At 61.9% G+C, this 13509-nt stretch carries 13 protein-coding genes and 1 riboswitch; of the genes, 12 read left to right on the top strand and 1 reads right to left on the bottom strand.

Annotated elements, in window-relative coordinates:
* Positions 1-161: 161 nt before the first annotated feature.
* From ACA062_RS24235 to ACA062_RS24210, 6 genes are all read left to right on the top strand, one after another.
* Positions 162-1220 (top strand): DUF2066 domain-containing protein, encoded by a 1059-nt coding sequence (locus ACA062_RS24235; RefSeq protein ID WP_497453350.1) that lies wholly within the window; start codon positions 162-164, stop codon positions 1218-1220.
* 43 nt (positions 1221-1263) lie between these two features.
* The gene (locus ACA062_RS24230; protein WP_497453349.1) at positions 1264-2337 is read left to right on the top strand and encodes an AI-2E family transporter; all 1074 of its coding nucleotides are present in this window, start codon (positions 1264-1266) and stop codon (positions 2335-2337) included.
* A 230-nt stretch (positions 2338-2567) separates the two neighbouring features.
* Positions 2568-3272 carry a DnaA regulatory inactivator Hda gene (gene hda / locus ACA062_RS24225; protein WP_008033543.1) on the top strand — a complete coding sequence of 235 codons (705 nt, stop codon included), beginning with the start codon at positions 2568-2570 and terminating at the stop codon, positions 3270-3272.
* Between the two features lie 214 nt (positions 3273-3486).
* Complete coding sequence (locus ACA062_RS24220) at positions 3487-4137, top strand: C40 family peptidase (protein ID WP_497453348.1); 651 nt, start codon at positions 3487-3489, stop codon at positions 4135-4137.
* A 165-nt stretch (positions 4138-4302) separates the two neighbouring features.
* The gene (locus ACA062_RS24215; protein WP_497453347.1) at positions 4303-4842 is read left to right on the top strand and encodes a C40 family peptidase; all 540 of its coding nucleotides are present in this window, start codon (positions 4303-4305) and stop codon (positions 4840-4842) included.
* Positions 4843-4858: 16 nt separating this feature from the next.
* Positions 4859-5512, top strand: coding sequence for an O-methyltransferase (locus tag ACA062_RS24210; protein WP_497453346.1), 654 nt, complete (start codon positions 4859-4861; stop codon positions 5510-5512).
* A gap of 233 nt (positions 5513-5745) precedes the next feature.
* On the opposite strand, the gene ACA062_RS24205 is transcribed toward ACA062_RS24210, so the two are convergent.
* A complete protein-coding gene (locus tag ACA062_RS24205; RefSeq protein WP_497453345.1) occupies positions 5746-7059 on the bottom strand; it encodes a PQQ-dependent sugar dehydrogenase in 1314 nt (437 codons plus the stop codon).
* Between the two features lie 116 nt (positions 7060-7175).
* Positions 7176-7409, top strand: a riboswitch (cobalamin riboswitch).
* Between the two features lie 81 nt (positions 7410-7490).
* Here ACA062_RS24205 and cobO point away from each other — a divergent pair.
* The 6 genes from cobO to ACA062_RS24175 are packed head-to-tail and all read left to right on the top strand — an operon-like array spanning position 7491 to position 13499.
* On the top strand, positions 7491-8102 hold the full coding sequence (gene cobO, locus ACA062_RS24200) for a cob(I)yrinic acid a,c-diamide adenosyltransferase (RefSeq protein ID WP_064679011.1): 612 nt from the start codon (positions 7491-7493) through the stop codon (positions 8100-8102).
* On the top strand, positions 8099-9514 hold the full coding sequence (locus ACA062_RS24195) for a cobyrinic acid a,c-diamide synthase CobB (RefSeq protein WP_497453344.1): 1416 nt from the start codon (positions 8099-8101) through the stop codon (positions 9512-9514). The genes cobO and ACA062_RS24195 overlap by 4 nt, the downstream gene beginning before the upstream one ends.
* Positions 9511-10161, top strand: a complete 651-nt coding sequence (bluB, locus tag ACA062_RS24190) for a 5,6-dimethylbenzimidazole synthase (protein ID WP_497453343.1) — start codon at positions 9511-9513, stop codon at positions 10159-10161. The genes ACA062_RS24195 and bluB overlap by 4 nt, the downstream gene beginning before the upstream one ends.
* Entirely contained in the window at positions 10158-11066 is a 909-nt protein-coding gene (cbiB, locus tag ACA062_RS24185; protein WP_497453342.1) for an adenosylcobinamide-phosphate synthase CbiB, read from the top strand. Before bluB ends, cbiB begins: the two co-directional genes overlap by 4 nt.
* Complete coding sequence (gene cobD, locus ACA062_RS24180) at positions 11059-12051, top strand: threonine-phosphate decarboxylase CobD (RefSeq protein ID WP_497453341.1); 993 nt, start codon at positions 11059-11061, stop codon at positions 12049-12051. The genes cbiB and cobD overlap by 8 nt, the downstream gene beginning before the upstream one ends.
* Positions 12048-13499 carry a cobyric acid synthase gene (locus tag ACA062_RS24175; RefSeq protein ID WP_497453340.1) on the top strand — a complete coding sequence of 484 codons (1452 nt, stop codon included), beginning with the start codon at positions 12048-12050 and terminating at the stop codon, positions 13497-13499. Before cobD ends, ACA062_RS24175 begins: the two co-directional genes overlap by 4 nt.
* The last annotated feature ends 10 nt before the right edge of the window (positions 13500-13509 follow it).

Here is a 13509-nt window from a genome sequence, read left to right as displayed (position 1 = left end):
GCCCATGGCTGTATAAGGTAGCGCTATTAACCGTCTATCGTTATGGCAGTGCAAAAACTTACCCGGGCCGTGTGAATGTTTTGCGTCGGACGAGGGTCACAGCCTTGCTCGATTGTCTTCATGCGGTCTGTTCCAGCCGCTCTTGTCGTCAGGAATCTTCCATGCGTTTGTTCAAATTATTGTTAATGGGCGGTTTATCGTTGGTCAGCCTCGCCAGTCATGCCGAAACCGTCAAAGGCCTTTATCAAGTGCGCGAGCCTGTCAGCAGTCAGGCGCCCGAGGAGCGCGATCAAGCCACCCAGCGAGCGCTGGATACGCTGGTGTTGCGTCTGACCGGTGATCCCAAGGCGGCGCAAAGCCCGGGGTTGGCGGCGTTGCGCAAGGATCCGCAACAGATCATCAGTCAATTCGGTTTTGATGCCGGTCCGCCGGAAGTACTGAAGGTCGATTTCGACCCGGCCAGCACGGAGCAGGCATTGCGCCGTGCCGGGTTGTCACTCTGGAGCGCGAACCGACCGTCGATCCTGGGCTGGTGGCTGAACGATTCCACCGAGGGCTCGAGCCTGGTGGGCGATCGTCAGGCCAGCGCGACGCCATTGCGCCGCGCGGCACAATACCGTGGTTTGCCATTGCGTTTGCCGCTGGCGGACCTGAATGAGCAGATCGTTGCCACCGCGCCGAATCTGGAAGGCACGGATCCGGCACCGTTGCGCGGCGTTTCGGGCCGTTACAACGCCGATGCCTTGCTGGCCGTGCATGCCCGTGAAGAAGGGGGGCAGTGGCAAGCCAAGTGGCGTTTGTGGCTGGGCGATCAGAAAGAGGCCGGCAGTGTGCAGGGCGCGGATCAGGCCGCCGTGGCCGATGCCGTCATGTTGGCTGTCAGTCAGCGTCTGGCACCGCGGTTTGTGGTCAAGCCGGGTGCTTCGAGTGAACAATTGCTGGAAGTGCAGGGCATGAACCTGGAGCGCTATGCGGCCCTTGGGCGTTTGCTCGAACCTTTTGGTGCGCGTCTGCAAAGCGTCGACGGCGACCGGATTCTTTATCGGGTCAATGGCAGCGCCGAACAGTTGAAGGCGCAGTTGTCTTTGGCCAGGCTGCAGGAAGTGCCGGCCGGTGAAGCGCCAGCCCCTGCGACGCCTGCCCAGCCCTCGGCCGATGGCTCGGTACCTGCCGTGGCACCGGCTCCGAAACCGACGCCGCAGCTGCGGTTCCGCTGGTAAGTTGGTAAGTCGTTCTTTCCTTATATAGAAGCTGGAGTGGTTCATGGCCGATACGCGGCGTTGGTACTGGTTGGGTGGGGTGATCCTGCTCTGCGCGTTTGTCTGGCTGTTGCATCCGATTCTCACGCCATTTCTGGTCGCGCTGCTGCTGGCCTATCTGTTCGACCCTCTGGTGGATCGACTGGAGAAAGCCGGTCTGTCCAGGACCTGGGGCGTGATTGCGGTGTTTGCGCTGTTTACCTTGATCTTCACCACGTTGCTGTTGGTGTTGGTGCCGATGCTCGCCAAGCAGTTGTTTCGCTTGTACGAACTGACGCCGCAGATGCTCGACTGGTTGCAGCACAGTGCACTGCCCTGGGCGCAATCGAAATTTGGCCTGTCGGATGGTTTCTGGAAATTCGACAAGCTCAAGGCAGCGATCAGCGAACACATGGGCCAGACCACTGACATTGTCGGTGTGGTGCTGAGTCAGGCGACGGCTTCCGGGCTGGCGTTGATCGGGTTGCTGGCCAATCTGGTGCTGATCCCGGTGGTGGCTTTCTACCTGTTGCGGGACTGGGACCTGATGATGGCCAAGATCCGCGGTTTACTGCCCCGTGATCGCGAAGCGCGTGTGGTGACGCTGGCCGGTGAATGCCATGAAGTCCTGGGTGCATTCGTGCGCGGGCAGTTGCTGGTGATGGTCGCGCTGGGCGTGATCTACGCGGCGGGCTTGATGCTGATAGGGCTGGAGTTGGGGCTGTTGATCGGCCTCATTGCCGGTCTGGCGGCGATCGTGCCGTACATGGGCTTTGTCATCGGGATTGGTGCGGCGTTGGTTGCCGGCCTGTTCCAGTTCGGTGGCGACCTGTACCCCATGGTCGGCATCGTTGCGGTATTCATGGTCGGTCAGGCACTGGAAGGCATGGTGCTGACGCCGTTGCTGGTGGGAGACCGGATCGGCCTGCATCCGGTGGCGGTGATCTTCGCTATTCTGGCGGGGGGCGAGCTGTTCGGCTTTACCGGCGTGCTTCTGGCATTGCCGGTGGCGGCGGTGATCATGGTGCTGGTGCGTCATGTGCATGATTTGTACAAGGATTCAGATATGTACAGTGGCGTCGACGAGCCTGAGCTCTGAGGCGGGTTGACGGTTGCTCGCAGGCAGCCTGGTTCATTGCCAGGTTGGCCTGCCTCTTTTGCATGGCTATCGCCCTTGGCGCCAAAGAAACTGCCATAAAACCAATGCATTAACGCAAACCATTGATTTTGCTTGTGGTCTGTCGCATTGTGCGGTCAGCTTCACGGGTATAAACTTCGCAAACTTTACACAGAGGCCACTAACGGTTCCCCTGGAACTGTTCAGTCAGCATGAAACCGATTCAGCTGCCCCTAGGTGTGCGTCTGCGTGATGACGCTACCTTTATCAATTACTACCCAGGCGCCAATGCCGCTGCACTCGGCTATGTCGAGCGGCTATGCGAAGCCGACGCCGGCTGGACCGAAAGCCTGATTTATCTCTGGGGCAAGGACGGGGTAGGACGTACGCATCTGTTGCAGGCGGCCTGCCTGCGTTTCGAACAGCTGGGGGAGCCGGCAGTGTACCTGCCGTTGGCCGAGCTGCTGGATCGTGGCATCGAAATCCTCGACAACCTCGAACAATACGAACTGGTCTGCCTGGATGACCTGCAGGCGGTCGCCGGGCGTGCGGATTGGGAAGAGGCGCTGTTCCATCTGTTCAACCGTCTGCGTGACAGCGGTCGGCGCCTATTGATCGCCGCTTCGACGTCGCCGCGTGAGCTGCCGGTCAAACTGGCGGATCTCAAGTCCCGCCTGACCCTGGCCCTGATCTTCCAGATGCGTCCGCTCTCCGACGAAGACAAATTGCGTGCCTTGCAACTGCGCGCGTCTCGTCGCGGCTTGCACCTGACCGACGAAGTCGGGCATTTCATCCTGACGCGGGGTACGCGCAGCATGAGTGCGCTTTTCGAGTTGCTTGAGCGCCTCGACCAGGCGTCGCTTCAAGCCCAGCGCAAGTTGACGATTCCGTTCCTCAAAGAAACATTGGGCTGGTGAAGCCCGTGCCTGAACCGGGTTTCGGCAGTTTTCAGACGCCAAAAAACCTGCATGCCTACAGGTCTGCAGGCTGTGCGACGACTAAATGGGGCTTAAGCGCTTAGATGTAATCGAGAAGCCGGGAAGTCACACAAAGGTCGATTGAATTTGCAAATGAGCATGATTGCGGGCATAGTCGCGGCTTCTCTTATAACTATCAGCCACGGTCGTGCCCATGCTAAAGCGCTTCGCACCCCTCGTGCCTCTCGCACTCGTCACCCTGTTGTTCGGTTGCGCTGCTCATTCTCCAGTGTCCCAGCAAGAGCAAAACCAGCAGGTTATCAACTCAGTTACCGCCCAATCGACTTCCGTTCTTCTCCAGGAAGCTATCGAGCAAGAGGCGGCCACCGATAAAGAACTGGCCAGCTTCGCCAATGGCAAGTCGTACCAGCTTCCGGTTCTGGCCGACAGCATCCTCGAACGTGGCATGTCCCTGATCGGCACCCGTTACCGTTTCGGTGGCACCTCCGAGGCCGGGTTCGATTGCAGCGGTTTTATCGGTTATCTGTTTCGGGAAGAGGCCGGTATGAACCTGCCGCGCTCCACCCGCGAAATGATCAACGTGGACGCCCCGCTGGTGACTCGCAGCGATCTGAAGCCGGGTGACTTGTTGTTCTTCGCCACCAACGGTCGTCGTGGGCGCGTCAGTCACGCCGGGATCTACCTGGGCGACAACCAGTTCATCCATTCCAGCAGCCGCCGCAGCGGCGGTGTCCGGATCGACAGTCTGGGCGACAGCTACTGGAGCAAGACCTTCATCGAAGCCAAGCGCGCACTCGCGATGGCGCCAGCGACAGGTCCGGCGATCGTCACGGCACGCAAATAAGCAGACATTTTGTAGGGTGAACTTAAAGTCTTACTTGAAGTTTGCCACGCAGCAGCTAAAATCCTGATCTAATATTGATGGCAAACCGCCTGCGTCCTGCGCAGGCGGTTTTCTTTTCTGCCCTGTCGGTGGAAATAGCCGCAGCCAGATCAGGATGTTGTGCCTATGACGATGTCGGCCCGCCTCGCAATCATGTGCTTCGCCGCGCTGCTCAGCGCCTGCGCCAGCCGCACACCGCCGCCACCGGCACCGGTGATTCGCGCGCCGCTGGTTTTCGGTCCCTCCCAAGCCTTTTCTCCCGCCGCTGAAGACGTACTGTTTCGTGCGCTCGGCCTCGTCGGCACGCCCTATCGATGGGGCGGCAACACGCCGGATTCGGGGTTTGATTGCAGCGGGCTGATCGGTTACGTCTACCGTGATGTTGCCGGTATTTCCTTGCCGCGCACCACCCGCGAGATGATCGGCATGCAGGCGGCCAGTGTCGGCAAGGAAGGCCTGCAAACCGGCGACCTGCTGTTCTTCGCCACCAATGGCGGCTCCCAGGTCAGCCACGCCGGGATCTATGTCGGCGAAGGTCGCTTCGTCCATGCACCGGCCACTGGCGGTACGGTGAAGCTCGACAGCTTGTCCAAGGCTTATTGGCAGAAAGCCTACCTGAGCGCCAAGCGTGTGCTACAACCAGAGCATCTGGCACGTAATCCATAGATTGCAGGCTCTGGTCATGACGGCTCGCACGCTCAATCTCGATGATTCCCTGTATCAATACCTGCTCGACGTCTCCCTCAGGGAGACGCCGCTGCTCAAGCGTTTGCGCGATGAAACCCAGGCGCTGCCCATGGCGCGCTGGCAGGTGGCACCGGAGCAGGGGCAGTTTCTCGCGTTGCTGGTGAAGCTCACCGGCGCCAGGCGTGTGCTGGAAGTGGGCACCTTCACCGGTTACAGCGCCTTGTGCATGGCGGCGGCGTTGCCGGATGACGGTTCGCTGATCTGCTGTGATATTCCTGGCGATTACAACGCTACTGCGCGCCGTTACTGGCAGGAAGCGGGTCTGGCGGGGCGGATTGACCTACGGTTGGCGCCGGCGCTGGAAACTCTGGCCCGGCTGGATCAACCAGGGCAGTTCGACCTGGTCTTCATCGATGCCGACAAGGCCAATTACCCGAGCTATCTGGAGCATGCGTTGCGTTTGCTGCGGGTCGGTGGTCTGGCGGTGTTTGATAACACCCTGTGGAGCGGGCGGGTGCTTGAGGACAATCCCGACAGCGCAGACACCCGGGCCATCCAGGCACTCAATCTGGCCTTGAAGGATGACGTGCGGGTGGATCTGTCGTTGTTGCCGCTGGGGGATGGATTGACCTTGTGCCGCAAGCGCTAGGCAGGCGATTTTTGGGTGGCATTGATGGCCTCTTCGCCGGCAAGCCGGTCTCGCTCCCACAGGGATCTCTGTTGACCACAGAAATTGTGAGCGCCCGAGATCCCTGTGGGAGCGGGCTTGCCCGCGATTGCGGTGGGTCAGGCAGCATCAATGTTGAATGTGCCGACCTCATCGTCGGAACGCCGCCCGGGGCAAGCCCGCTCCCACAGGGTTATGCGTTTACAGCAATGACGTCATTTAACTGCCGACACCCGCCACACCTTGTTCCCCACATCATCCGCCACCAGCAAATCGCCCTGCTGATCGATCACCACCCCCACCGGACGGCCCATGGCTTTTTCGTCGTCGGTGAGGAACCCGGTGAGCACATCGACCGGTTGCCCCACCGGTTTGCCCGCGTTGAATGGCACGAAAATCACTTTGTAGCCACTGTGCGGGTCGCGGTTCCACGAGCCGTGCTGGCCGATGAATGCGCCCTCCTTGAACTGCGACGGCAGGGTGTTGCCTTCAGCAAAGGTCAGGCCCAGCGATGCCGTATGCGGGCCCACTGCGTAGTCCGGCGCAATGGCCTTGGCCACCAGGTCAGGATTCTGCGGGGTCACGCGTGCATCGACATGTTGTCCGTAATAGCTGTACGGCCAGCCGTAGAACCCGCCGTCCTTCACCGAAGTGATGTAGTCCGGTACCAGGTCGCTGCCGATTTCGTCGCGCTCATTGACGGCGGTCCACAGCGCGCCGCTCTGGGGCTCCCAGGCGAGGCCGTTGGGATTGCGGATCCCCGAAGCGAAGATCCGATGGTTGCCGGTGGCGCGATCCACTTCCCAGATCGCCGCGCGACCTTCTTCCTGGTCCATGCCGTTTTCGGCGACATTGCTGTTGGAACCCACCGTCACGTACAGCTTGCTCCCGTCCTTGCTGGCGATGACGTTTTTGGTCCAGTGATGATTGAGTGTGCCGCCCGGCAGATCGACCACTTTGATCGGTGGCGACTTGATCGCCGTTTCACCATTTTCATAGTGGAAACGCAGCAAGCGGTCCGTATCGGCAACGTACAGGTCAGTGCCGACCAGGGTCATGCCGAACGGCGAATTGAGGTTTTCCAGGAACACCGTACGGGTTTCGGCGATGCCGTCGTGGTCCTTGTCCCGCAGCAGCGTGATGCGGTTCGGGCTCGGTACGGCTGCACCGGCACGGCCCATGACTTTTTTCATGACCCAGCCTTTGACGCCTTTGCCATCATCGGGCTTCGGTGGCGCATTGGTTTCGGCAACCAGCACGTCGCCGTTGGGCAACACGTAGAGCCAGCGCGGGTGATCGAGACCTTCGGCAAAGGCGGCGACCTGGGTTCCCGTCGCCGCGACGGGTTTTGCACCGTCCGGCCAGCCGATCGCCGGGGCGATGTTCACCGTCGGGATCAGAGTCTTGTTCGGTTCTGGCAGCTTGGGCGACGGTCCGGTGCCGTCCATGACTTGCAGGCTGGAGGTTTCACCACAGGCGGCGAGCCCTCCGGCGAGCGCGATGACGAGAACGAGCTGGGGCTTGCGCATGCTGATCTTCCCTATGGACGCGTTGATACAATCATAGAGGAGCCGGGAGGCGCGATGGTTCAACCGGTCAGCCGCGGGGCGCTTTCTCAATTGACGCTCCACCCCCAACCCTCTAACCTTCGCGGCTTGTTTCAGGTGCTCTGTGGCCATGGCCGACAGAGTGAAACAGGGAAGTCGGTGAGTGATGGTCTTCGAACGATGAAGCGTCATGATCCCGACGCTGCCCCCGCAACGGTAAATGAGTGAAGACTGCGCCTTGAGCCACTGTGTCGAAAGCCGACATGGGAAGGCGCGCAGTCAGGCCAGCGCCGCTCATGAGCCCGGAGACCGGCCTGATTCATCCAGCGGCATCACGGTGGGCGATGCCAGGCTTTTTGCCGTCTATTCTTGTGCCTGCCCGCCGTTATCCAGCCTCAACGGAGAGCTCCCCCATGACTGATACCCCCGATCGTGATGAACGTCACCTGGCGCGCATGCTGCGCAAAAAAGCCGTGATCGATGAACGCATCGCCAATTCCCCGAACGAATGCGGCCTGCTGCTGGTGCTGACCGGCAACGGCAAAGGCAAGAGCAGCTCGGCCTTTGGCATGCTCGCCCGGTCCCTGGGCCATGGCATGCAGTGTGGCGTGGTGCAGTTCATCAAGGGCCGCAACAGCACCGGCGAAGAACTGTTCTTCCGCCGTTTTCCAGAGCAGGTGCGGTTTCATGTGATGGGCGAAGGCTTCACCTGGGAAACCCAGGATCGTCAGCGTGATATCGCGGCCGCCGAAGCCGCCTGGGCAGTGTCCCGGGAACTGTTGAGCGATCCGTCCATCGGCCTGGTGGTGCTGGATGAGTTGAACATCGCGCTCAAGCACGGTTATCTCGACCTCGATCAGGTGCTCAGCGACTTGCAGGCGCGTCCGCCGATGCAGCATGTGGTGGTCACCGGTCGCGGCGCCAAACCGGAAATGATCGAGCTGGCCGACACCGTCACGGAAATGGGGGTGATCAAGCACGCGTTCCAGGCCGGTATCAAAGCGCAAAAAGGCGTCGAATTGTGAGCCAACCACGTCATTGCCCGGCGGTCTTGATTGCCGCGCCGGCCTCCGGTCAGGGCAAGACCACCGTCACTGCCGCACTGGCCCGGTTGCACCGCAATCAGGGGCGCAAGGTCCGGGTCTTCAAGTGCGGCCCGGACTTCCTCGACCCGATGATTCTCGAGCGCGCCAGCGGTGCGCCGGTGTATCAACTGGACATGTGGATGGTCGGCGAGCAGGAAAGTCGTCGACTGCTGTGGGAAGCCGCAGCTGTTGCCGACCTGATCCTGATCGAAGGGGTCATGGGGCTGTTCGACGGTACGCCGTCCAGCGCCGACCTGGCGCGGCACTTCGGGGTGCCGGTGCTGGGCGTGATCGATGGCACTGCCATGGCGCAGACCTTTGGCGCACTGGCCCTGGGACTGGCGCGCTATCAGCCGGACTTGCCGTTTGCCGGTGTATTGGCCAACCGCGTGGGCACGGTGCGGCATGCGCAATTGCTCGAGGGCAGCCTGACTGAAGGCTTGCGCTGGTACGGCGCCTTGTCCCGGGAAACCGGGATCGAATTGCCGAGCCGACACCTGGGGCTGGTTCAGGCCAGCGAGCTCAATGATCTCGATCTGCGCCTTGATGCGGCGGCCGAATCACTGGCCAACAGTTGCGATGTTGCGCTGCCGCCGCCCGTGGAATTCGCCGCTCCTGAAGTGATCGCCGCCAAGCCATTGTTGGCTGGCGTGCGGATCGCAGTGGCCCGTGACGAAGCCTTTGCCTTCACCTATGGCGCGAGCCTGGACCTGCTGCGAGCCATGGGCGCCGAGTTGCTGTTTTTCTCGCCGATCCGGGATGCCGGATTGCCGGAGGCGGACAGTCTGTACCTGCCGGGTGGTTATCCGGAATTGCACCATGTGGCGCTGTCACAGAACACATCGATGCTCGATGCGATTCGCGCTCACCATGCCGCGGGCAAACCGTTGCTGGCCGAGTGTGGCGGGATGTTGTATCTGCTGGATTCGTTGACCGATGTCGAAGGCACTCGTGCTGAGTTGGTCGGCTTGCTGGCCGGGGATGCGGTGATGCAGAAGCGTCTGGCTGCATTGGCCCTGCAGGCGGTGGAACTGCCGGAAGGGTTGCTGCGTGGGCACACTTATCATCATTCGCTGACCAGTACCGGGCTTGAGCCGGTTGCCCGTGGGTTGAGCCCGAATGGCGGGCGTGGGGCGGAGGCGGTTTATCGTCTGGGGCGGATGACGGCCTCTTATGTGCATTTTTATTTTCCGTCCAATCCATTGGCGATTGCCGCATTGTTCGCGCCTGACCTTGACGCCGCCATCGCGAGCAAGTCGGATCGCCGCATCGTCGCTCCCACATTAGAAAGTGTGTTGCCTGAACAAACGCGGTCAACTGTAGGAGCTGGCTTGCCAGCGAAGAGGCCATGACCGACAACGCATTCTCCCAAGCCGAACGCGCAGCGGTTTACCGTGCCATCGCCGAACGCCGCGACATGCGCCACTTCAGCGGCGGCACCGTCGAGCCCGAACTACTGCGACGCCTGCTCGAAGCCGCCCACCAGGCCCCGAGCGTGGGCCTGATGCAGCCCTGGCGCTTCATCCGCATCAGCGACCGCGCCCTGCGCGGCAAGATCCAACAGCTGGTGGAAGAAGAGCGCATCCGCACCGCCGAAGCCCTCGGTGAGCGCAGCGACGAATTCATGAAGCTCAAGGTCGAAGGCATCAACGACTGCGCCGAAGTGTTGGTCGCCGCGCTGATGGACGATCGCGATCGGCATATCTTCGGCCGCCGCACCTTGCCGGAGATGGACATGGCCTCCTTGTCCTGCGCGATCCAGAACCTGTGGCTGGCGTCCCGTGCCGAAGGACTGGGCATGGGCTGGGTCTCTTTGTTCGAGCCGCAAGCCCTGGCCGCCTTGCTGGAAATGCCCATTGGCGCCAAGCCGTTGGCCGTGCTGTGCCTGGGTCCGGTCCAGGCGTTTTATCCAGCGCCGATGCTGGCCCTGGAAGGCTGGGCGCAAGCGCGTGAGCTTAGCGAATTGCTGTATGAAAATTATTGGGGAGTGAGTCAATGAGTGTGGCGTTGTTGAGTGTCGCCGCGGTGGCGCTGGATGCGCTGCTGGGTGAGCCCAAACGCTGGCATCCGCTGGTGGCGTTCGGCCGTTTTGCCGAGCGCATCGAACAACGTTTCAATAGCGAAGGTCGCGGCTGGCGCAGTCACGGCGTCACCGCCTGGGTCATCGCGGTCGTGCCGCTGACCTTGCTGGCCACGGCGTTTTCCTGGGCGCCTTATGTCGGCTGGATCGTCGAAATTCTCGCGCTCTATTGTGCCCTCGGCATGCGCAGCCTCGGTGAACACGTCGAGCCAGTGGCCAAGGCGCTGCGCAGCGATGATATTGAAGAAGCACGCAAACGCGTGGGGTATCTGGTCAGCCGCCAGACCAGCGAACTGGATAAAACCGAAGTCGCCCGGGCTGCCACCGAATCGGTGCTGGAGAACGGCAGCGACGCGGTATTTGCCGCGCTGTTCTGGTTCGCCGTGGCGGGGGTGCCCGGCGTGGTGTTGTATCGCCTGAGCAACACCCTCGATGCGATGTGGGGTTACCGTAACGACCGCTTCGAACGTTTCGGCTGGGCCGCGGCCAAGATCGATGACGTGCTCAACTATATTCCCGCACGCCTGGTGGCGTTGACCTACGCGCTGCTCGGCAAGACTCGCCTGGCGTTGAAGTGCTGGCGCACCCAGGGGCCGACCTGGGACAGCCCGAATGCCGGGCCGGTGATGGCCGCCGGGGCTGGCGCGCTCGGCGTCGAGCTGGGCGGGGCGGCGATCTATCACGGTGAACTGCATCAGCGTCCGCAACTGGGTGAAGGCCCGCCGGCGGATGCCGACTCCATCGACCGTGGCTGGCAATTGGTCCAGCGCGGGGTATGGTTATGGTTGCTGATTCTTTGCGTGGGGGCTGAATTCCATGCTTGAGCACGGAGGTCGATTGCGCAAGGCGGCGCTCGAATACGGCATCGCCGAAGCCGACTGGCTGGACCTGTCCAGCGGCCTCGCGCCCTGGCCATTTGCGGTCCCGGATATCCCGTTGCGCGCCTGGGCGCGATTGCCGGAAACCGATGACGGTCTGGAGCAGGCGGCCTGCGATTACTACGGCGCCGCACAGGTGCTGCCGGTGGCTGGTTCGCAAATGGCGATCCAGCTGTTGCCGCGTTTGCGTCGCGTCGGCAAGGTCGGCGTGCTCTCGCCCTGTTACGCCGAGCACGCCGAAGCGTGGCGCCGCAGCGGTTATATCGTGCGTGAAGTGCTGGAGCAGGAAGTCGACTTCTTTCTTGACAGCCTCGACGTGCTGGTGGTGGTCAACCCGAACAATCCCACGGGCCTGAGCCTGACCCCGAGTCGCCTGCTCGACTGGCATTCGAAACTGGCCCAGCGCGGTGGCTGGCTGGTGGTGGACGAGGCGTTCATGGACAACACACCGCACTTGAGCCTGGCGCCTTTTGCCCATCAGGTCGGATTGATCGTGCTGCGTTCCTTTGGCAAGTTTTTTGGCCTGGCCGGCGTGCGCCTGGGATTCGTGCTGGCCGAGCGCCAGCTGCTTAAATTGCTGGCCGAGCAGGTGGGGCCGTGGGCAGTCAGCGGGCCTACCCGGGTAGCGGGGCAGGCCTGCCTGCTGGACACCGAAGGCCACGCTCGCCAACGCCAGCGCACCGAAGCGGCCAGCGAGCGCCTGGCGCGGCTGCTGGCACAACAGGGGTTCGCACCCCAGGGCGGTTGCGCGCTGTTTCAATGGCTGATCACCGAGCGCGCCAAAGCCCTGCATGAATTCATGGCCCGGCGCGGCATCCTGCTGCGCTTGTTCACCGACAACAGCAGCCTGCGATTCGGCTTGCCCGCCGATGAAGCCGGCTGGACACGTCTCGCGCAAGCGTTCGACGCCTATGCCAAGGAACGCCAATGACGACGTTGATGGTGCAAGGCACTACATCGGACGCCGGTAAAAGCACGCTGGTGACGGCGCTCTGTCGCTGGGTCACCCGGCATGGGGTCAGCGTCGTGCCGTTCAAGCCGCAGAACATGGCGCTCAACAGCGCCGTGACCGCCGACGGCGGCGAAATCGGTCGCGCGCAAGCGGTGCAGGCCCAGGCAGCCAACCTTGAACCGCACACCGACATGAACCCGGTGCTGCTCAAACCCAACAGCGATACCGGCGCCCAGGTGATCATTCATGGTCGCGCTGTCACGACCATGAATGCGGTGGCCTATCACGACTACAAAGCCATCGCCATGCAAGCGGTGCTGGCGTCCCATGAACGGCTGAGCGGGGCTTATCCGGTGGTCATGGTCGAAGGCGCCGGTTCGCCGGCCGAGATCAACCTGCGTGCCGGCGACATCGCCAACATGGGGTTCGCCGAGGCGGTGGACTGCCCGGTGGTGCTGATTGCCGACATCAACCGCGGCGGGGTTTTTGCGCATTTGGTGGGTACGCTCGAGTTGCTGTCGCCGAGTGAACAGGCACGGGTCAAAGGTTTCATCATCAACCGATTTCGCGGCGACATCGCGTTACTGCAGCCGGGGCTGGATTGGCTGGAGGCGCGTACCGGCAAACCGGTGATCGGCGTCTTGCCTTACGTCATGGACCTGCACCTGGAAGCCGAGGACGGTATCGATCAGCGCCAGACCGACAAGGCGGACCAGGTACTCAAAGTGCTGGTGCCGGTGCTGCCGCGGATCAGCAACCACACCGATTTCGATCCGCTGCGTCTGCACCCGCAAGTGGACCTGCAGTTCATCGGCCCTGGCCAGGCTATCCCGCCAGCCGACCTGATCATTCTTCCCGGTTCGAAAAGCGTGCGCAGCGATCTCGCGTATCTGCGGGCCAGTGGCTGGGACATCGCCATCAGTCGTCATCTGCGCTATGGCGGCAAAGTGCTGGGTATCTGTGGTGGCCTGCAGATGCTCGGCGAGCAAGTGCACGACCCGCTGGGCCTCGAAGGTGCGCCGGGGTCGAGCGCCGGTCTGGGTTGGCTGGCCTTCGAGACGCAGCTTGAACAGGAGAAGCAGCTGCGCAATGTCCGCGGGCGTCTGGCGCTGGAAGATGCACCGGTCACTGGCTATGAAATCCATGCCGGGGTGACCACCGGGCCGGCGCTGGAAAACGCTGCCGTGCAGTTGGATGACGGTCGCTGCGACGGTGCGCAAAGTGTTGATGGGCAGATTTTCGGCACCTATCTGCATGGCCTGTTCGAATCGCCGGCGGCGTGCAGTGCGTTGTTGCGTTGGGCGGGTTTGCAGGCGGTGCAGGAAGTGGATTATCACGGGTTGCGCGAGCGCGATATCGAGCGCTTGGCGGATCTGGTGGAGAAGCATCTGGATACCCGGCTGTTGCGTCAGCTCTGTGGGATCTGAGGTGCCTGTA

This window comes from Pseudomonas sp. LBUM1679, from assembly GCF_059695565.1.
This window is presented reverse-complemented; position numbering and strand designations above follow the sequence as displayed.